Source organism: Achromobacter sp., from assembly GCF_050285585.1.
Lineage (GTDB): Bacteria > Pseudomonadota > Gammaproteobacteria > Burkholderiales > Burkholderiaceae_B > Achromobacter.
This window is the reverse complement of the sequence record NZ_JBLZXF010000006.1, coordinates 38,237-57,057: the sequence shown is the minus strand read 5'-3', so window position 1 is coordinate 57,057 and position 18,821 is coordinate 38,237. Positions and strand designations below refer to the sequence as shown.

Annotated in this window: 21 protein-coding genes; 10 read left to right on the top strand and 11 right to left on the bottom strand. The window is 67.6% G+C overall.

Features of this window, described 5'->3' with window-relative positions:
* The first annotated feature begins 13 nt into the window (after positions 1–13).
* Entirely contained in the window at positions 14–760 is a 747-nt protein-coding gene (locus ACN6PJ_RS10780; protein WP_427995853.1) for an ArsR/SmtB family transcription factor, read from the top strand.
* A gap of 308 nt (positions 761–1,068) precedes the next feature.
* Entirely contained in the window at positions 1,069–1,341 is a 273-nt protein-coding gene (locus ACN6PJ_RS10775; RefSeq protein ID WP_427995852.1) for a hypothetical protein, read from the top strand.
* Positions 1,342–1,349: 8 nt separating this feature from the next.
* On the opposite strand, the gene ACN6PJ_RS10770 is transcribed toward ACN6PJ_RS10775, so the two are convergent.
* The 3 genes from ACN6PJ_RS10770 to ypfJ form a co-directional block, all read right to left on the bottom strand.
* On the bottom strand, positions 1,350–2,114 hold the full coding sequence (locus ACN6PJ_RS10770; RefSeq protein WP_427995851.1) for a DUF1828 domain-containing protein: 765 nt from the start codon (positions 2,112–2,114) through the stop codon (positions 1,350–1,352).
* Complete coding sequence (locus ACN6PJ_RS10765; RefSeq protein ID WP_427995850.1) at positions 2,111–2,647, bottom strand: hypothetical protein; 537 nt, start codon at positions 2,645–2,647, stop codon at positions 2,111–2,113. The genes ACN6PJ_RS10770 and ACN6PJ_RS10765 overlap by 4 nt, the downstream gene beginning before the upstream one ends.
* Before the next feature lie 184 nt (positions 2,648–2,831).
* The gene (gene ypfJ, locus ACN6PJ_RS10760) at positions 2,832–3,683 is read right to left on the bottom strand and encodes a KPN_02809 family neutral zinc metallopeptidase (protein WP_427995849.1); all 852 of its coding nucleotides are present in this window, start codon (positions 3,681–3,683) and stop codon (positions 2,832–2,834) included.
* 87 nt (positions 3,684–3,770) lie between these two features.
* Here ypfJ and ACN6PJ_RS10755 point away from each other — a divergent pair, with 87 nt between their 5' ends.
* From ACN6PJ_RS10755 to bamC, 4 genes are all read left to right on the top strand, one after another.
* Positions 3,771–4,397, top strand: a complete 627-nt coding sequence (locus tag ACN6PJ_RS10755; protein ID WP_043547280.1) for an L-threonylcarbamoyladenylate synthase — start codon at positions 3,771–3,773, stop codon at positions 4,395–4,397.
* A gap of 69 nt (positions 4,398–4,466) precedes the next feature.
* Positions 4,467–5,114: a site-2 protease family protein gene (locus tag ACN6PJ_RS10750; protein ID WP_043547282.1), complete on the top strand. Its 648-nt coding sequence runs from the start codon at positions 4,467–4,469 to the stop codon at positions 5,112–5,114.
* An 87-nt stretch (positions 5,115–5,201) separates the two neighbouring features.
* The gene (gene dapA / locus ACN6PJ_RS10745) at positions 5,202–6,107 is read left to right on the top strand and encodes a 4-hydroxy-tetrahydrodipicolinate synthase (protein ID WP_427995848.1); all 906 of its coding nucleotides are present in this window, start codon (positions 5,202–5,204) and stop codon (positions 6,105–6,107) included.
* Between the two features lie 17 nt (positions 6,108–6,124).
* On the top strand, positions 6,125–7,249 hold the full coding sequence (gene bamC / locus ACN6PJ_RS10740; protein WP_427995847.1) for an outer membrane protein assembly factor BamC: 1,125 nt from the start codon (positions 6,125–6,127) through the stop codon (positions 7,247–7,249).
* Between the two features lie 192 nt (positions 7,250–7,441).
* Here bamC and ACN6PJ_RS10735 read toward each other — a convergent pair whose 3' ends face one another.
* From ACN6PJ_RS10735 to mutS, 3 genes are all read right to left on the bottom strand, one after another.
* Positions 7,442–7,633, bottom strand: coding sequence for an endopeptidase (locus ACN6PJ_RS10735; protein WP_427995846.1), 192 nt, complete (start codon positions 7,631–7,633; stop codon positions 7,442–7,444).
* Between the two features lie 217 nt (positions 7,634–7,850).
* Positions 7,851–9,044 carry a JmjC domain-containing protein gene (locus ACN6PJ_RS10730; protein ID WP_427995845.1) on the bottom strand — a complete coding sequence of 398 codons (1,194 nt, stop codon included), beginning with the start codon at positions 9,042–9,044 and terminating at the stop codon, positions 7,851–7,853.
* Complete coding sequence (gene mutS, locus ACN6PJ_RS10725; RefSeq protein WP_427995844.1) at positions 9,041–11,710, bottom strand: DNA mismatch repair protein MutS; 2,670 nt, start codon at positions 11,708–11,710, stop codon at positions 9,041–9,043. Before mutS ends, ACN6PJ_RS10730 begins: the two co-directional genes overlap by 4 nt.
* Positions 11,711–11,898: 188 nt before the next feature.
* Between mutS and ACN6PJ_RS10720 the strand changes: the two genes are divergently transcribed.
* Together ACN6PJ_RS10720 and ACN6PJ_RS10715 are read left to right on the top strand one after the other, a co-directional pair.
* Complete coding sequence (locus ACN6PJ_RS10720; RefSeq protein WP_427995843.1) at positions 11,899–12,798, top strand: aldose 1-epimerase; 900 nt, start codon at positions 11,899–11,901, stop codon at positions 12,796–12,798.
* Between the two features lie 81 nt (positions 12,799–12,879).
* Positions 12,880–13,236: a hypothetical protein gene (locus ACN6PJ_RS10715; RefSeq protein WP_427995842.1), complete on the top strand. Its 357-nt coding sequence runs from the start codon at positions 12,880–12,882 to the stop codon at positions 13,234–13,236.
* Positions 13,237–13,254: 18 nt separating this feature from the next.
* On the opposite strand, the gene ACN6PJ_RS10710 is transcribed toward ACN6PJ_RS10715, so the two are convergent.
* The 3 genes from ACN6PJ_RS10710 to ACN6PJ_RS10700 form a co-directional block, all read right to left on the bottom strand.
* Positions 13,255–13,512, bottom strand: coding sequence for a hypothetical protein (locus ACN6PJ_RS10710; RefSeq protein WP_427995841.1), 258 nt, complete (start codon positions 13,510–13,512; stop codon positions 13,255–13,257).
* A gap of 130 nt (positions 13,513–13,642) precedes the next feature.
* The gene (locus tag ACN6PJ_RS10705) at positions 13,643–14,656 is read right to left on the bottom strand and encodes a zinc-binding alcohol dehydrogenase family protein (RefSeq protein WP_427995840.1); all 1,014 of its coding nucleotides are present in this window, start codon (positions 14,654–14,656) and stop codon (positions 13,643–13,645) included.
* 20 nt (positions 14,657–14,676) lie between these two features.
* Complete coding sequence (locus tag ACN6PJ_RS10700) at positions 14,677–15,471, bottom strand: SDR family NAD(P)-dependent oxidoreductase (protein ID WP_427995839.1); 795 nt, start codon at positions 15,469–15,471, stop codon at positions 14,677–14,679.
* A 112-nt stretch (positions 15,472–15,583) separates the two neighbouring features.
* On the opposite strand from ACN6PJ_RS10700, the gene ACN6PJ_RS10695 reads away from it, so the two are divergent.
* Complete coding sequence (locus ACN6PJ_RS10695; RefSeq protein ID WP_427995838.1) at positions 15,584–16,489, top strand: LysR family transcriptional regulator; 906 nt, start codon at positions 15,584–15,586, stop codon at positions 16,487–16,489.
* Positions 16,490–16,507: 18 nt separating this feature from the next.
* On the opposite strand, the gene ACN6PJ_RS10690 is transcribed toward ACN6PJ_RS10695, so the two are convergent.
* On the bottom strand, positions 16,508–17,014 hold the full coding sequence (locus ACN6PJ_RS10690) for a DUF6496 domain-containing protein (protein WP_427995837.1): 507 nt from the start codon (positions 17,012–17,014) through the stop codon (positions 16,508–16,510).
* Between the two features lie 190 nt (positions 17,015–17,204).
* Between ACN6PJ_RS10690 and ACN6PJ_RS10685 the strand changes: the two genes are divergently transcribed.
* The gene (locus ACN6PJ_RS10685) at positions 17,205–17,420 is read left to right on the top strand and encodes a dodecin (protein WP_427995836.1); all 216 of its coding nucleotides are present in this window, start codon (positions 17,205–17,207) and stop codon (positions 17,418–17,420) included.
* A gap of 800 nt (positions 17,421–18,220) precedes the next feature.
* Here ACN6PJ_RS10685 and ACN6PJ_RS10680 read toward each other — a convergent pair.
* Positions 18,221–18,775 carry an NADPH-dependent FMN reductase gene (locus ACN6PJ_RS10680; RefSeq protein ID WP_427995835.1) on the bottom strand — a complete coding sequence of 185 codons (555 nt, stop codon included), beginning with the start codon at positions 18,773–18,775 and terminating at the stop codon, positions 18,221–18,223.
* Between the last annotated feature and the right edge of the window lie 46 nt (positions 18,776–18,821).

Below are 18,821 nucleotides of genomic sequence, written 5' to 3'. Positions count from 1 at the left end.
CCTTCAGCGAATCATGGAATCCACATTCGCCGACATCAATCTTTCCGCCGTGGCGAGCGCCATCGCCGATCCGGCGCGCGCGCGCATGCTGTGCGTGCTGCTGGACGGCCGCGCCCGCACGGCCACGGAATTGGCGGCGGTGGCCGACATCGGCGCCTCCACGGCCAGCGGCCACTTCCAGCGTCTGCGCGAGCAGGGGCTGGTGGACATGGCCGTGCAGGGAAAGCACCGCTATTACCGGCTCGCCAGCGGCGAGGTCGGCCATGCGCTGGAGGCCCTGCTGGTGGTCGCGGGCGCCGAGCGCGCCCCGTTCAAGCCCAACACGCCTTCGGCGCTGCGCGAGGCGCGCACTTGCTATGACCACATGGCGGGCACGCTGGCCGTGCGCATCCACGATGCGATGGTGGCCCGGCGCTGGCTGGAGGCCGACGGACGCGACTACCTGCTGACGCCCCTCGGAGAGGCGGCGCTGGCGCAGGTGGGCGTGGACGTCGCGCAGGCGCGGCAGCGCCGCCGGCGTTTCGCCTGCGCCTGCCTGGATTGGAGCGAGCGCCGTTCGCACCTGGGCGGCGCGCTGGGCGCGGCCCTGCTCGATGCGTTGCTGCGGCGGGGCTGGATCACCAAGGACCTGGATTCGCGTGCGCTCGGCGTCACGAAAAAGGGCGAGCGGCAATTTCCGGCGTTCTTCGGCAAGGAGGACGCGCCGTTGGCCGGGCTGGAGGCGGCTGGCCCGCGGCAGGCCAGGCATGCCGCGGCCTAGCACCCCCATGTCCGGCGCGCGCGGGTGACGGAAGTGAATCCGTCCGAAAGTGTGGATACGCAACAGCGCTAGGGTAATCCCCGTGAAGCTGCGCCCACCGGCGCGGCGCGAGTGTTGCGCATTCGCGCGCAGGCCGCGTCAGGCCTGGCCATGCGGCGGATGCGCGTTTCGGCAGCGCTGCGGTCTAGAAACGGGGACGCAATCCTTGCGATGCAACAATGTTTCTATTTTCTGCCCGGGTTACAAAACATATCTGAACTGTCATGTATAGCCGGAGTATGCTGGATCGTAGACAGAGGGCATCCGAAGTGCATCAGAACAACTTGATCTACAAGGGATACCGGCTTACTGCCAAAGTGTCCCGGGGCGCCGGCGCCGAGGTTGAAGCGCCACCCAGCGGCCCCGTATTCATTGCGTCGATTATGGTGGTCCAGGCGGGCGCCGTGCTTGAAGGCGGCGACGAATACCCCGTCCCGTGCTTTGCCGATGGCGGCTTCGTGTTCAGTCCGCGCGAAGCGGTGCATGCGGCCATCCTGCACGGGCGGGAGATTGTCGACGGCCTGACCAACGTGCCGTCCTGACCCGGCCATCAGCCGGAAAAGACTTCGCGCCAGTCGCGGGTCTTGGCCAGCGTCTGCACGCTGGCGGATTGTTCGAGTATGGTCACGGCCTTCTTGAACTCGTCGGCCGAGGCGCCGTCTTCCAGAATGACCATGCGCGAATTGCGCGCGTCTGCCATCTTCACGTCCGACATCTTGCCGTGGGTCTGATAGACCTGGGTCCAGTCCATCTTCTTGCCGGCCTTCAGGGCGATCGGCTCGATATAGGTCAGCGCCGTGCTGCCGGATGCGCGCACCGCGAAAGCGAAATCCGCCGCGTGGCCGCTGCTGCCCTTGGCGCGGGCGCCCTTGAGCACGCGGTTCGCGCCCACGCCCTCGGCCAATGCGCGGCCCACCTGCGCGCGAAAGCGCAGCTGGCTGAACCTGGGCATCCACTTGGCGCACTGGAACGACAGCGCCATCGCCAGCTTTACCGCGTCCCACAAGGCCTCCTGCAACTGCTCGTTGGGGCCGGAGGCGACGATGGCGCCGCTGCGGTCGAAGTGCGCCAGGCTCACGCCCGGCGTCTCGTTCAGCAGGTCGATGCGCTTGGCCGGCAGTTCGATGCCGTAGCTGGACGCGTGCATCGCGGTTTCACAGGCGTCGGTCAGGTAGAACGACGAGTCGTCGGGATGCGCGATGAAGAACGCCGCATGCTGTCCATCCAGGCCCAGCGTCATGGGCGATATGGCGCGGATGGCGTGCTCGCCCGCCGGCAGGACGGTCCAGCCGGAGGCTTCCAGGAAATTGCTCATAGGATCAGTTCGATTTGGCGGCCTTTGAGGGGATGCGCGAAACCGCCGGTCAGCGTCAGGTTCGCCCGCGGCAGGAAGTACTGCATCAGCGCGCCGATGTTGTGCAGGGCGGGCACGACCGGCTCGGCATAGCCTTCGCCGTCGTCCACCCAGAGGTGTTCGTGGCTGCGATCCGCAAGCGGTTTGCGGAATTGCGGCCGGCCTTCGCCCACCAGGCTGGTGTGGAAGGAGTCGTCGGTGTCCACGCCGTACACGCGGTGCGGGCCCACGAAGAGGCTCGCGCAAAAGGCTTCCGCCAGGAAAATGGTGGCCTGGCCGTGCACGGCGGTGCGGGCGCTGCGGTAGGTCGCGCGGAAGATCACGTCTTCGCGGACGTCTCCCTTGATCCGGCATGGGCTCGCGAATTCCATCCATTGGAAGTCGGCGGCGGCGGGCTTGGGAATCCAGGCGATCGGTTTTGCGGTTTCCTTGGGCTCGGCAAGGATCTCTTGCACCTCATCAACGGTGATTAACGGTTCGAACTTCTTGGCCATGGAACTGATCTAGGGTCTGGAAAATGCGCGCGCCGGCGGAGTGCGCCTGGCGCGTGCCGCGCCGCTCGGCCGAGGCGCGGGGAAACGCGCGCGCAACACGGCGAGGGGGCGTAATCTTACAAGATGGAGACACCGTTACGCCGCGGGCTGTATGGATATACAGGCGTGGCGCAACGGCCGGGGCCTACAGGGAACTGGCCGAGAAGGTATCGCATTGCTTGATGTTGCCGCTTTCCAGGCCGCGCTTGAACCAGCGCACCCGCTGCGCCGACGAACCATGCGTGAACGCGTCGGGCACCACATAGCCCTGGCTCTGCTTCTGCAGGCGGTCATCGCCGATCGCGGTGGCGGCGCCCAGCGCTTCTTCGACGTCGCCGCCTTCGAGAATGTTGCGCGCCGCGTCGGCGCGCTGCGCCCACAGGCCCGCGAAGCAGTCCGCCTGCAGCTCCATGCGCACCGACAGCGCGTTGGCTTGCGAAGGATTGCGCCGCCGCAGGCTGTCCACCTGGTCCGAGATGCCGAGCAGATGCTGGACGTGGTGGCCGACCTCGTGCGCGATCACGTAGGCCTGGGCGAAATCGCCGGGCGCCTTGAAGCGGTTCTGCAATTCATCGAAGAAGGACAGGTCTATGTAGACCTTGCTGTCGCCCGGGCAGTAGAACGGCCCCATCGCCGATTGCCCCGTGCCGCAGGCCGTGGGCGTGGCGCCGCGGAACAGCACCAGCTTGGGCGGCACGTACTGGCGGTTCAGGTCCTTCTGGAAAATGGCGGCCCAGGTGTCTTCGGTTTCGCCCAGCACCTTCGAGACGAAGATCGCCTGGGGGTCGTTGGCGGGCGGACGCGAGGCCGGCGCCTCTTGCTGCATCGGGGGGCCTTCGGCCATCTGCAGGACCACGCTGGGGTCCACGCCGAAGTACATGGCGACCAGGGCCAGTACTATCGTTCCGATGCCGATCGTGCCCCGTCCGCCGATACGCGGACCGCTGGCTCGGCGGTCTTCCACATTGTCGCTCTGGCGCGAGTTATCAAGGCGCATTCTGTTTCTCCGGACGGGGTCGGCGTTCCCGCCATTTTGCATCGCCGCTCTTCACTGGGCGGCCTTCAAGAGTGTTAGGATAAACCCATGGCCCTGTATTTCTCCATTCACCCTGCGAATCCGCAACCCCGCCTGCTCAAGCAGGCCGCCCAATGGCTCACCGACGGTGGCCTCGTGGCCGTTCCCACAGACTCCAGCTACGCGGTCGTCGCCCGCCTGGACGACAAGAACGCCGCGGACGGGTTGCGCCGGCTCAGGGGGCTGGACGAACGCCACCACCTCACGCTGCTGTGCCGCGACCTGGCCGAAATCGGCCACTTCGCCAGGGTGGACAACCGCCAATACCGTCTGCTGAAGGCCGCGACGCCCGGGCCCTGGACGTTCATCCTGGAAGCCACCAAGGAAGTGCCGCGGCGCGTGTCGCATCCGTCGCGCAAGACCATCGGCATCCGCGTGCCCGACCATCCCGTCATGCTGGGCCTGCTGGAGCAGGTCGGGGCGCCCTTGCTGTCCACCACGCTCATCCCCAAGGACGAGTCCGAAGCGCTGAACGATGCGGAAGACATCCGCGAACGCTACGAACACTCCCTGGCGGCCATCATCGACGCGGGCGCCTGCCCGCAATCGCCGACCACCGTGATCGACCTCACCGCCGAAGAGCCGGTGGTCGTGCGCGTCGGGCGCGGCGACCCGGCGACGCTGGGCCTTGCCTGAGCGCGCCGGCCGCAACGCCAGGCGTGCCGGCCCGCGCCGGCTCGCGGCTCATCTACAATCCGGTTCGCCATGAATGACATCATCCAAACCATTGCGGTCTACGCGATACCGGTTATTTTCGCCATCACCCTGCACGAGGCCGCGCACGGTTTCGTCGCGCGCATGTTCGGCGACCCGACGGCCCATCAGGCCGGCCGCATCAGCCTGAATCCCGCCAGGCACATCGACCCGGTCGGCACGCTGCTGGTGCCGGTGGCGATCCTGCTGGCGTCCAAGCTGCTGGGCAGCCCGGGCCTGCTGTTCGGCTGGGCCAAGCCGGTGCCGGTCGACTTCGGGCGGCTGCGCCGGCCCAAGCAGGACATGCTCTGGGTGGCGCTGGCCGGCCCGGCCGCCAACCTGCTCATGGCGATCCTGTGGGCGTTTTCCCTGCGCCTGCTGCTGGAGTCCGGCCTGCAGGAATCGTTCTGGTTCGAAATGGCCGTGGCGGGGGTGAACGTCAACCTGGTACTGATGGCGCTGAACCTGCTGCCCATTCTCCCGCTGGATGGGGGACGCATCCTTTTCAGCCTGCTGCCCAATCGCCTGGCCTGGCAGTACTCGAAAATCGAGCCATATGGACTGGTGATCGTGGTCGTCCTGCTGGTGACGGATGTGCTCTGGCTTTTGATGCGGCCGGTGCTCGGTCTGGGAACGACAATCGTTCAGTGGTTCCTATAAGATTCTGGCCAATATCCGTTAAACTCAGCAGTTTCACTGATTCTGGCCTTGAGGCATCCTGCCACGGGGCCTTGGAGCCCTACATTTATGGCATCCCCTGCAACCGCCGCAGGCGTTAATTTCCAGGGCAGCATGGTGGCCCTGGTCACCCCAATGCAGCCCGACGGCAGCCTCGATTACGCTGCCTACCGGTCGTTGATCGACTGGCACGTCCAGGAAGGAACCGACGCGCTGGTGGTGGTGGGCACCACCGGGGAATCGCCCACGGTCTCCATGGAAGAACACGCGGAACTGATCCGTGTCGCCGTCGAGCACGCCGCGGGCCGCATTCCGGTCATCGCGGGTGTGGGCGCCAACTCCACCGACGAAGCCATCCACCTGACGCGCCACGCCAAGGCCGTCGGCGCGCACGCCGGCCTGTCGGTCGTTCCGTACTACAACAAGCCTTCCCAGGAAGGCCTGTACCGCCATTTCCGCGCCATCGCGGAAGCGGTCGACCTGCCCACCATCCTGTACAACGTGCCGGGCCGCACCGTGGCCGACATGAGCAACGACACCATCCTGCGCCTGGCGCAGGTGCCGGGCATCGTCGGCATCAAGGACGCCACCGGCGACATCGCGCGCGGCGGCCTGCTGCTGCGCGAGGCGCCGGCCGGCTTCCAGGTCTTCAGCGGCGACGACCCCACGGCCGCCGCCCTGATCCTGCTGGGCGCGCGGGGCAATATTTCCGTGACGGCCAATGTGGCCCCGAAACTCATGCGTGACCTCTGTGCCGCCGCCCTGGCCGGCAATGTGCCCAAGGTGCGTGAACTTAATGCACGCCTGGCGCGTCTGAACAAGGCTTTGTTCGTTGAAGCCAATCCCATCCCCGTCAAGTGGGCGTTGGCCGAGATGGGCCACAGCGCACTGGGCTACCGGCTGCCGCTGGTGGAACTGGGAGCGCAGCACCATGCGACGGTGCGCGACGCGCTTCAGGATGCGGGCCTGCTCTAATTATCGTGAGGATACGTATGAACAAACGTCATGCCGGTCTGTCGGCATTGATGTCTCTGGTGTTGTTGGCCGGCTGCAGCGAGGTCAACCAACTCCTGGGCAATGAAGAGTCCGTCAATTACAAGAGCGCCGTCACGCAGCGCGGAGAGCCCCTGAGCATTCCGCCCGACCTGACCCAGGCCAACAGCGATCCGCGTTACCGCGCTCCCGCCTCGGGATCGACGACCTACTCGCAGTTCCAGCAGCAGGGCGAGGCGCAAGCCACCGCGCCGAAGAACAGCAACGTGCTGCCCGCGCGCACCGACATGCGCGTCGAGCGCGATGGCGATCTGCGCTGGCTCGTCGTGGACCGTCCGCCCGAGGACGTGTTCCCGCGCCTCGTCGACTTCTGGACCGAAACCGGCTTCACCGTGGCCAGCAACAATCCGAGCGCCGGCCTGATCGAGACCGACTGGGCGGAAAACCGCGCCAAGATTCCGGAAAGCTGGCTGCGCCAGGCCCTGGGCATGATCCTGGAATCGGCCTGGGATAGCGGCGAACGCGAGAAATTCCGCACGCGCGTCGAGCGCGTCAACGGCCATACCGAAATCTACGTCAGCCATCGCCAGATGCTCGAGAAGCGCGTCGGCGCCGATGGCGGCCAGGTTCAGTGGCAGAACGGCAAGGAGGATCCGGGCCTGAACGCCGCCATGCTGGCCCGCATGATGGTCTACCTGGGTTCCGACGTGGACAACGCCCGCAAGCTGGTGCAGCAGGCCGAAGCCGCGCCGCAGAAGCCCACGGTGCAGCAGGACGTCCGCGCGCAGGGCACGTCGCTGGTGGTCGGCGAATCGTTCGACCGCGCATGGCGCCGCGTCGGCGTGGCGCTGGACGGCGGCGGCTTCGCCGTCGATGACCGCGACCGCTCCGCCGGCGATTACTTCGTCCGCTACGTCGATACCGACACGGGCGAGAAGATGGAGCAGCCGGGCTTTTTCAGCCGCATGTTCTCGGGCGACAAGAAGGCCGAGGCGCCGCAGTACCGCATCCACCTGGCCGCCAGCGGCGACCAGACCCTGGTAACGGTGCTGGACGCCAACGGCGCCCGCGACAACAGCGCCACCGCGCAGCGCCTGCTGAGCGTCCTGAAGGACAAGATGTAAGACCGCACCGCCTGGCGCCGTGGCGCCGGCTGGATGAGGAGGCCCCGCAAGGGGCCTCTTTTTTTCACCGGCAAGCCGGTCCGCGACTGCGGCTGAGCGGCCGGCCCGCCGGGCCGACGCAAAAAGGCCCCGGCAGCTCAGCTGCCGGGGCCTTTTTGCTTCCTGTCCGAGCGGGGGTTCGCTCAGAGGGGATCAGGACGCGGGCTGGGTCGATCCGCCCGGCGCGGGGGCCGGAGCCGGCGAAGTGGCCGGAGGCGTGGTGGGGGCAGGCGTGCTGGCGCCCGGAGCGGGGTTGGTCGCGGGCGCCGAAGCATCTTCCTTCTTGTTGCAGGCGCTGAGCGCGACGGCCAGCACCGAGGCAATAATCAAGGTTTTGCTCATCATTTTTAGACTCCTGTAGATGACGACTCTTGAAACCCCGTTAGGGGAAACCAGAATCCAGGCTACAGGATCACGCAAGCCTATCCCGTGTGAAAGTTAAAAAGGTGGCTTCCCAACGGCAACAAACCTTTCAGCTTCGTGTTATGTCTTTCTTGATGTGACTCGTCGAATAGACCTGATTTCGTTCTGTGCAAGACAGATACGCGCCCGTTTCCAGATACTACGCCGCGCGATAGTGGATCCATCCCGAATCCAGCCAATCCGCAAGGCAGGAGCGCGCCTCGTCCGACAGGCGCGCGCAGGACGGATCGGAGCAGTCCAGGCTGCGGGCGTCGGCCAGCTTGCGCAACGCGGCGTCCGCAGGCGTCATCGCCGTTTCGCCGTTGATGAACAGCTGCCTGCCCCGATAGAGCATGCGGCTGCGCCGGTCCAGTACCAGCTTGCCCGAGGCGGGCCAATCTTCTTCCAGGTCCACGTCCATGCCCTCGGGCGCGTCGAACACGCTGAGGTTGCTGGGCTCGGTCAGCCAGCAGCCCAGGAAGCGCGAGGCCAGCGCATCGTCGAACCGCAGCTTCTCCACCGTCTCGAGGGTGGCGGCGACCAGCGCGTCAGGCAGCGCCGCGGGCGTGTCGACCGCGGGCTGGCCGGGATCGCGGTAGACCGACGACAGTCTGGGACCCGGCAGCGCCGGTTCGCCGTAGGGGCCGCCCAGCAGGCCCACGCGCGCCATGACCTGGTCCGCGGCGGCCTCCAGCAGGCCGCGGGCCAGCGTCGCCTGAGTGGGGGCGCGGAAGCCGATCGAGATCGTCATGCATCCGTCGCCCATCGCGACCCCGTCATGGGCGGCCTGGGGCGGCAGGTAGAGCATGTCGCCGGGGACCAGCACCGCGGTTTCCTCGGGCTCGAAGCGGCTCAGTATCTTGAGCGGCAGGCCGGGTTCCAGCGACAGGTCTTTCTGGCGGCCGTAGCGCCATTCCCGCTCGCCCGCCGCTTGCAGCAGGAACACGTCGTAGCTGTCGAAATGCGGGCCCACGCCGCCGCCATGGCTGGCGATGCTGATCATCACGTCATCCAGCCGGGCATCGGGGATGAAACGGAACAGCTGCATCAGCTCGGACGCGGCATCGCTGTGGAGGTCCACGCTTTGCACCAGCAGGGTCCAGTCGCCTTCGTCGTCCTTGGGCAGGCGCGCAAAAGGGCCGTTCTCCATCTGCCATTCGCCGTTTTCGCGCCAGATGAGCCGCGACTCCACGTCGTCGCGGCGCGCGAGCTTCTTGATGGCGGCGATGGTGACGGGCGGCTTGAAGGCCGGGATGGCCTGGCGGATCAGCAGCGGCTTGCGCTGCCAATAGCGGCGCATGAAGTCGTTGGGACTCTGGTTGCCCAGGAGCGGCAAGGGTCGGTCGAGATTCATTGGAGGTGCTTCTTCAAGCGGTAAAGGGCGTCCAGCGCTTCGCGCGGGGTCAGGCTGTCGGGATCGATGGAGGCCAGCTCCTCGCGCAGGGCGTCCAGGGCTTCGAGCGCGTCCGAGCGCTCGGCCGCGGCTTGCGCCTGGGCGTCGGCCTCGGCAGCGGCCGAGAACAGGCCGAGCTGGGGCGTGGGCGCGCCCTGGGCTTCCAGGCGTTCCAGCTCGCGCGAGGCCTGGCGGATCACCGCGGCCGGGACGCCGGCGCGCTGCGCGACCTGGATCCCGTAGCTGCGGCTGGCGGGGCCTTCGCGCACTTCGTGCAGGAACACAATGCCGCCCGCGGATTCCGCGGCCGCCAGGTGCACGTTCGCCGAGGCCGGCTGCTCGGCCGGCAGGCGCGTCAGTTCGAAGTAGTGCGTGGCGAACAGCGTCAGCGCGCGGTTGTGGGCCAGCAGGCGGCAGGCGATGGCCCAGGCCAGCGCCAGGCCGTCGTAGGTGGAGGTGCCGCGGCCGATCTCGTCCATCAGCACCAGGCTGTTGGGCGTGCTGGCGGACAGGATGGCGGCGGCCTCGGTCATTTCCATCATGAACGTCGAACGGCCGCCGGCCAGGTCGTCGGCCGCGCCGATGCGGGTGAAGATGCGGTCGATCTTGCCGATGCGGGCGCGCGCCGCGGGCACGAAACTGCCGATGCGCGCCAGCAGCGCGATGAGCGCCACCTGCCGCATGTAGGTCGATTTACCGCCCATGTTCGGGCCGGTGATCAGCAGCATGCGGCGGGCCGGTTCCAGCCGGCAGCCGTTGGGCGTGAAGCGCTCGATCGCATGCTCCACCACGGGGTGGCGGCCGGCCTCGATGTCGATGTCGGCCTGCTCGGACAGCTCGGGCGCGACCCAGTCGTGACGACGCGCATGCTCGGCCAGGGCGGCCAGCGTGTCCAGCTCGGCGAGCGCGGCGGCGCAGTCCGACAGCGGGCGCACGTGTTCGGCCAGCACGTCCAGCAGCTGTTCGAACAGCCATTTTTCGCGGGCGAGCGAGCGGTCCTGCGCGGACAGCACCTTGTCCTCCCAGGTCTTGAGTTCGGGCGTGATGTAGCGCTCGGCGTTCTTCAGCGTCTGGCGGCGGCGGTAGTCTTCCGGCACCTTCGCCGTCTGGCCCTTGGTGACTTCGATGTAGAAGCCATGCACGCGGTTGAATTCCACGCGCAGATTGCTGATGCCGGTGCGTTCGCGCTCGCGGGCTTCGAGCTGGACCAGGAAGTCGCCGCCGTCGGCGGCGAGCGCGCGCAATTCGTCCAGTTCGGCATCGAATCCCGCGGCCAGCACGCCGCCGTCGCGGATGGCGATCGCCGGCTCGGCCGCGATGGCTCGCAGCAGCAGGGCGGACAGCGCGGGATCGACCGACAGGTGCGAGACCAGCTCGCCCAGCCGGGGCGAATCCGCCATGGGCTCGACCAGATCGCGCAGCGCGGGCAGGGCCTGGAGCGCATCGCGCAGGCTGGCCAGTTCGCGCGGGCGCACGGAGCGCAGCGCCAGGCGCGTGGCGATGCGTTCGATGTCGGGGAAAGCGTTCAGCGCGCCGCGCAGGGATTCCAGCAGGCCGGCCGAACCGAAGCCGGCCGCGCCGAAGGCCTGCTCCATGTCCATGCGGCCGGCCAGCAGCGCGGAGATGGCCTGCTGGCGGGCCTGTGCCTGTTCGTTCTCGCGCAGCGGATGGTGCAGCCAGCGGCGCAGCAGCCGGCTGCCCATGGGGGTGCGGCAGCCGTCCAGCAGCGAGAACAGCGTGGGCGAGTCCTCGCCGGACAAGGTCTGCGTCAGCTCCAGATTGCGGCGGGTGACCGGGTCCAGCAGCACGTACTGGCCGGGGCGCTCCGCCGACAGGCTCTGCACGTGGGCCAGGGCCTGCGACTGCGTGCGGGCTGCGTAGCGCAGCAGCGCGCCGGCGGCGCAGACGCCGGCCGGCATGTCTTCGACGTCGAAGCCCGCGAGCGTGTCGGTCTTGAAATGCGCCAGCAGATGGGCGCGCGCGCCGTCGGCTTCGAAGTGCCAGTCGGGCACGCGTGTGCGGGCGCTTTCGAAGGGAAAGTCGAACTCCGCGCTGTCCGCGCAGATGACTTCGGCCGGCGCGACGCGGTGCAGTTCCGATTCCAGCTGGGCCGGCGCGCACTCGGTCACGCGGAACTCGCCGCTGGCGAGGTTCAGCCAGGCCAGCCCGGCGCGCGGCGCGCGGGCGGAACCGGTGATGAACGCGGCGGCGAGCGCGCGGTCGGCCTTCGCCGGCAGCAGCGCGTCGTCCGTCAGGGTGCCGGGCGTCACGATGCGCACGATGCGGCGTTCGACAGGGCCCTTGGAGGCGGCCGGATCGCCGATCTGCTCGCAGATCGCGACGGACTCGCCCATCGCGACCAGGCGGGCCAGGTATTGCTCCATGGCGTGCACGGGCAGGCCGGCCATCGGGATGGGCGTGCCGTTGGAGGAGCCGCGCTTGGTGAGCGTCAGGTTGAGCAGGCGCGCGCCGCGTTCCGCGTCTTCGTAGAACATTTCATAGAAGTCGCCCATGCGGTAGAACAGCAGCAAGGGACCCGCCTCCGCCTTCAGGCGGAGGTATTGCTGCATCATGGGGGTGTGGCCCGAAAGGGCGTCGGCGGCGGAGTGTGGCGTTGCTGAATTCATGCCCGTGATTGTATCGGGCGGGCGAGGGGCTGCGGGCGGCGACGCCGGGAGCTGAAGGTTTTTTTCGGGGCCAGGGCGGAGTCCGGAACCGCTCGCGGCGCGATGCGCCCGGGAGGCTTGCGGCCGCCGGACGCCAGCGGCACAATCGCAGCGCGCGGCCCTGTTCTTGCCGCCGGAGCCGTACAGAAATGCAGGACTTCCCCGTTTCCGCGGCGCTGGACGCCAGCGTGCGCGTCACCATCGCCAACGGAGCGCATCAGGCTGAGTTCGCGCCCGAGGGCGGCGGCAGGCTGGCGCGCCTGTCCACGGACGGGCACGATTGGATCGTGCCGCTGGCCGACACGGAATGGCCGGCCGCGAAATGGCCGCGCGCGGGTTCCTATCCGCTCGCGCCGTACGCCAACCGGATCCGGGACGGCGCGTTCTCCTTCAATGGCGCCCGGCACGTTTTGCAATCCTTGCCCGGCCGTCCGCATGCGATCCACGGCGCGGCCCTGTACCAGGCCTGGCGGGTGCGCAACCACACCGAGGACAGCGTCGACCTGGTGCTGGAGCAGCCGGCCGGCGTGCTGGGCTGGCCCTGGCCGTTCGAATGCGTGCAGCGCTACCGTCTGGACGCCCGCGGCTTGAGCGTGGCGCTGGCCATCACCAACCGCGGCGACACGCCGATGCCCTTCGGGCTGGGGCTGCACCCGTATTTCACGGCGCAGCGGGTCACGCTGCATGCGCGGCGCCTGTGGCCCGCGGATGCGGACGGCATGCCGTCCGGCAGCCAGACAGGCCACGTGCGCGAACTGCGCCGGTCGGCCGAGGGCTGCGACACCTATCTGTCGCAATGGGAAGGGCGCGCCACCCTGCATTGGCCGGACGGGCATCAATTGGTGCTGCACGCGGATCCGGCCTTTGCGCACCTGGTGGTGTACACCGCTCCGAGCGCCGATTTTCTCTGCGTCGAACCGGTGACCAATGTGGCGGATGCGTTCAACCTGGCGGCAGGCGGCGACAAGCGCACCGGCATGCGGGTGCTCGAGCCCGGCGCGCGTTTCAGCGCGACCGCCTTGATGGGCCTGGCCGCGCCGCGCGCCTAAGCGGCGGCGCCCATGCACCGCTTTGAAAGCGCCGCCGCCTGCGGCGATAATCCGGGCAATCCAAGTCTAGGGAGTCCTTAAGTGAAAAAGCTCAGCACCGAACAATTGCAGGCCGCCGCCGAGACGCTGCGCCGGGTGCAGGCAAGGCTGGCGCGCGCCGGCAACCTGCCGCTTGAGCCCACTATCTACGCCTGCGCGAAGGGATTCCGGCGCAACGTGCCCGACTACGTCTGGTCGTGGCTGTCCGGCCTGCTGGCGCCGCACAAGAGCCTGGCCGCCTGGATGGATGCGCACCAGCCGGGCTGGCGGGAAGGCAAGACGCCGGCGGCCGCGGTCTATGCGCGCAGCGAGAACGGCTGGTTCGAATGGCTGATCGCCGAATTGGAAACCGAGATCAAGGATCCCCACGCCCGCGCCCGGCGGGAAGGGCAGCGCTAGGAAGGAAGCGGCGCCCGCTCAGGCGCGTCCGGCGCGCGAGCGGCGCAGCAGGTGGAACAGCAGTTCCAGCGTGGCGGCGGCGAGCAGGGCGGCCAGCACCGAGCCCAGCACCATCGCGTCCCACATGCGGGGAGGCCCGACGCGGAACTGGATGGTGTCGAAGACCAGGCCGGCCGTGATGCCGGCGACGATGGCCGCCTTCCAGCCTTGCAGCGGGGCGAGCCTGAGCATCAGCAACGTGAAGGCCACCATTGCCCAAAGTATGGGTTCAAGCATCTGGCCGTAAAGGTGATCAAGCAGAAGGAACTCCCTGTGGCATTGCGCGCAGACGAGTTTTTACTGCTTTCTTCCGGCAATTGCGAGATGCCCCGCCCGCCGGCGGGCGGGGCACGGCCCGCGGTTGGGGCTAGAACCCTTCCAGCACCACCTTGCCCCGCGCCTTGCCGCTTTCGATGAAGGCATGGGCGCGCCGCAGGTTCTCCGCGTCGATCCGGCCGTAGTGCTCGCCGAGCGTGGTGCGCAACGTCCCCTCGTCGATCAGCCGGGCCGCCTGGTTGAGCAGCTCGTGCTGGGCGATCATGTCGGGCGTATCGTGCAAGGGGCGCGCGAACATGAATTCCCAGTGCAGCGAAGCCGATTTGGACTTGAGCAGGCGCACGTCGATGGCGGCCGGGTCGTCGATCACCGCGACCCTGCCTTGCGGCGCGATCGCTTCGGCGATCTGCGGAAAGTGCTTGTCGGTATGGGTCAGCGCGGCGATGTCGCTGACGTGATCGAAGCCGAGACGCTTGAGTTCGGCAGCCAATGGCTTGGCGTGGTCGATGACGTGATGCGCGCCCAGTTCGCGCACCCAGGCTTGCGTCTCCGGACGGGACGCGGTGCCGATCACCGTCAGGCCCGTCAGTTGGCGGGCCAGTTGCACAAGAATGGATCCCACGCCGCCGGCCGCGCCGATGACGAGCAGGCTGCGCTGGCTGGGGGCGCGGTTGTCCAGCACGCGCAGCCGGTCGAATAGCAGTTCCCAGGCGGTGATGGTGGTCAGCGGCAGCGCGGCGGCCTGGGCGAAGTCCAGGCTGGCGGGCATTTTGCCCACGATGCGTTCGTCGACGGCATGCAGTTCGCTGTTGGCGCCAGGGCGATTCAGCGCGCCCGCGTACCAGACCCGGTCGCCGGGCTTGAACAGGCTGGTCTTGGCGCCCACGGCCCGCACGACGCCGGCGGCGTCCCAGCCGATGATTTCCGGCTGGCCGTCCTTGGGCTTGCGATTGGCGCGGATCTTCACGTCCACGGGATTGACGGAGATGGCGCGGACTTCGACCAGCAGGTCGCGGTCGCCCGGCACGGGGTCGGCGGCGGTAATGTCCTGCAGGGCCTCGGGATGGTCGGCGGGCAAGTTCTTGAAATAGGCAATGGCTTTCATGGATGGCACTCGGGCTGGGATCAGATGATGGAGCGGACGACGCCGCCGTCCACGCGCAACGCGGCGCCGTTGGTGGCGGAGGCCTGGGCCGAACTGGCGTAGACGACCATGTTGGCCACTTCCTCCACGGTGGCCAGGCGGCGCAGCAGCGAAGTGGGGCGGTGCTGGGCGATGAAGTCGCGTTCCATGTCGTCCTGCGTGACGCCTTGCTCCCTCGCCATTTCGGCGAAGAAATCCGCAACGCCCTCGGAACGCGTGGGCCCGGGCAGCACGGCGTTGACCGTGACGCCCGTGCCGGCGGTCAGTTCCGCCAGCCCGCGCGACACGCCCAGCATGGCCGTCTTGCTGACGCCGTAGTGGATCATTTCCGCGGGAATCTGCACGGCCGATTCGCTGGAGATGAACACGATGCGGCCCCAGCCGGCGGCCAGCATGCGCGGCAGGTAGTAGCGCGACAGGCGCACGCCGCTCATGAGGTTCACGTCCAGCATGTATTGCCAGTCGTCGTCGGTGATTTCCGTGAAGGACTTGGGCGCGAAGTAGCCGGCGTTGTTGATCAGGATGTCCACGTCGGGATGCGCGGCCGAGATCGATGCCGCGCCGTCGGCCGTGGCCAGGTCGGCCTGCACGGTGCCGAGATGGGCCGAGGGCAGCCGCTTGGCGATGGTCTCGGCGGCCCGGGCGAGCTTGTCGCCGTTGCGGCCGTGCAGGACGACCTGCGCGCCCGCCTGGGCCAGGCCAAAGGCGATCGCCAGTCCGATGCCGCCGGACGATCCGGTGACCAGGGCTTTCCTGCCGTTGAGTTCGATGTTCATGGGTTGACTCCTTGCGTGTCGGGAACAAGCGCATGATTACCCAGCCCGGGGTGATGAAAAACCGGCTAGCATCGCAGTCAGTTTCAATCATTCGTTGAAAATGAGAGCAGCCATGGTGCGCTTCGAGGACCTCAGGATCTTTCTGGCCGCGGCTGACCAGGGGAGTTTTTCCGCCGCGGCGCGCGAATTGGACCTGACGCCGGCGGCGGCCAGCGCGGCGCTCAAGCGGCTGGAGCTGGCCCTGGATGCCCGCTTGTTCGTGCGGTCGACCCGCAGCCTGAGGCTGACGAGCGATGGCGAGCGCTACCTCGAGTACGCCCGTACCGTCATTTCGACGCTGGAGGCCGGCAAGAACGCCGTGGCGCGCAGCAAGACGGATATCTCGGGCACCCTGTCCGTGTCGATACCGTCGGACCTGGGCCGGCACGTGCTGCTGCCTTGGCTCGACGAGTTCCAGCAACAGCACCCCCGCGTCAGCTTCCAGGTGCGCATCAGCGACCGCCTCGCCGATCTGTATCGCCAGCCGGTCGACCTTGCGGTGCGCTACGGCAAGCCCACGGACTCCGGGCTGGTCGCGCTGCCGATAGCGGAGCACAACCGCCGCGTGGTCTGCGCCTCGCCCGCCTATTTCGCGCGGCATGGCATGCCGCAGGCGCCGGCGGACCTGCGCCGCCACAACTGCCTGTCGTTCGTGCTGGGTGAAACGCTGCACGACCGCTGGACGTTCCTGCGCGCCGACGGCTCCACGCTGACGGTGCCGGTCAAGGGCGACCGTGTGGGAGACGACGGCGAGCTGGTGCGCCGCTGGGCGCTGGCAGGCCACGGCGTGGCCTACAAGTCACGCTATGACGTGCTGTCCGATCTGCGGGCAGGGCGGCTCGTCGAAGCCTTGGGCGATTACGCCAGCGAACCGTCGCCGCTCTACCTGCTCTGCGTGCACCGCATGCTGCTGTCGCCGGCGGTCCGGCGCCTGCGCGAATTCCTGCAAGAGCGCTTCAGGCAGTTCGAGGCGGGCTAGGACCCGCCTCATATGGGCTCAGTGGTGCGCATGGCTGGCCCGGTTGGCCGCGCGCGTGCGGGCGGCTTTCTTGGCGGCGGCGGACCGGCCAGCCGCGCCCTTGGTGGCGGCTCCCTTCCTGGCCGCGGCCGAACGGGCCGCCGCGCTGCGCTTGGCCGCGGAGGCGCTGGCCTGGCGCGACAGCGCCGAGCGCGACGCGGGCTTGGCGCTTTCACGCTTCAGCGCGGTGGTGGTGGAGCGGGCGCGCGTGGTGGATTTGGCGTGTCCGTCGCCGGCCGCGCGGCTGTCCTGCGCGGCCTTGCGCTTGGTCGATGCGCTTGCCTTCTTGGGGGCGGGCAGCGCGACGCCAGCGCGGCGGGCCTTGGACAGGCCGATCGCAATGGCCTGCTTGGTCGAGCGCACGCCGTGCTTGCCTTCGCGCACGTGTTCGATTTCCTCTCGCACGAACTCTCCGGCCTGCGTGGACGCGGACTTTCCTTGACGTTTGTCGCGCGCCGCTCTTTCCAGGGTCTTTCGTTCAGGCATGACGACACCTCCTTGCTTGCGTTGCGGAAACCAGTGCCGCTCGCGCCGAGTCCGGCGCGACGGAACTCGTAACACCACTCTAGCGCCGTGAGCGTATGCTGTGTGTTCGAATGGATTGCCGGTCGTAAGCGCCGGAACATCGCCGCCAGGCCGACGATTCACGACTCACCCCCCTTTGCGGAGACGAGCTATGTCGAATCATGTCTACAAGCAAATCGACTTGGTGGGCTCATCCACCAAATCCACCGATGACGCCATCTCGCAAGCCATCGCGCGCGCGTCCGAAACCCTGCGCAACCTGGATTGGTTCGAGGTCACCGAAGTGCGCGGCCATATCAAGGACGGCAAGGTGGCGTACTGGCAGGTCGGCTTGAAAATCGGCATGCGCCTGGAGGGGAACAGTTGATCGCGCGGCTGCTTCTTTCTTGAGCACGGCCTCCAAGTGATTGTCGGATAAGGGCTTTTTCAGCTTGTTATCGGACTGTTCATAGGCTTGTCCACATTCGATGGGGACAAGCGGGGGCCGGTCTTGTCGCTCGCCCGGCAGCGCCGCGCACCGCGGGGCCGGCGGGCGGCGTTGCGCGTTTCTTGCCCTCTGCCTCCAAGTCCTTGGCTCATAAGGATTTTTGTGGACTGCCCGCAGGCTGTCCTCAGGCTTATCCACATTTCCCGGGGACAACCGGCGCGCGGTCCCGCGGCATTTGAGCCATTCTTGACCACCCCTTGCAGGTGCTTGATACACAAGAGGAATCCCGACCTGCCCTCATGCTGTCCTCATGCTTTTCCACAGAACGCGGGGACAAATCCACACGGGCGCGGCAGGCGCGGCGAGCCATCCGGGATTGGGTGGATAAGTGCGTCAAAAATCATCCAAAAGCATGATTGCGCATTAATTGATCACCCCTTGCAAGTGCTTGGCCGGGCAGGGAATTTTGCTTCTGCCCCAAGGCTGTCCTCAGCGTTCTCCACAGTTGGAGGGGATAAGTGGGGGGAGCTGGCCCGCCTTGGGGCCGCCCGGCGGCGGACCGGGTATTTTTTGGAGGTTGTGCCGGGCCAATGGCGGGCCGCGGGTTGTGCGCGCCGCAGGCCGCTGCCCGCCGCGGCAAAAAAAAGCCCCCCGAACGCATCGGGGGGCTGGATCGCCTGGAGGTAGGGCAGGCGATCTCTGCCGGCCGGAGCGAGGCTCCCGGCCGGCAGCGGCGGCGATCAGGCGTTGAACTTCTTGATCCAGTCCACGTAGCGGTCGACCCAGCCTTGCAGGAACTTGCGCGTGCCTTCGTTGGTGATGTTGTACTGGTCGTCGATGAGGCCTTCCGTGTACTGCAGGAACACTTCCGGCGTGGTCAGCGCGCTGGCGCCTTCCGCGGCCAGGATGTTGCGCAGGTGCTGCTGCATCATCGCGGTGCCGGCGGCGCTGGGCGAGGTGCCGACGATGCCGGCCGCCTTGCCCGTCCAGGAGTTCTGGCCCCACGGGCGCGAGCCCCAGTCGATGGCGTTCTTGAGCGCGGCGGGCAGAGAACGGTTGTGCTCGGGCGATACGAACAGAATGCCTTGGGCGTCCGCGATCTGCTGCTTGAGCTTGGCGGCCGGGGCCGGCAGGTTGTTTTCGTTGTCCTGGTTGTACAGCGGCACATCGCCCAGGCTGACATACTCGAACTTGAAGTCCGCGGGCACTAGCTTTTCCAGTGCGCGGGCCAGCCGCAGATTGAACGAGGCGGCGCGCAGGCTTCCGACGAAAACAGCGATTTTGTAGGTGCTCATGAGGCGGATGCTCCAAGCGGGAAGAGGAATGCCCAGTGTAGACCTG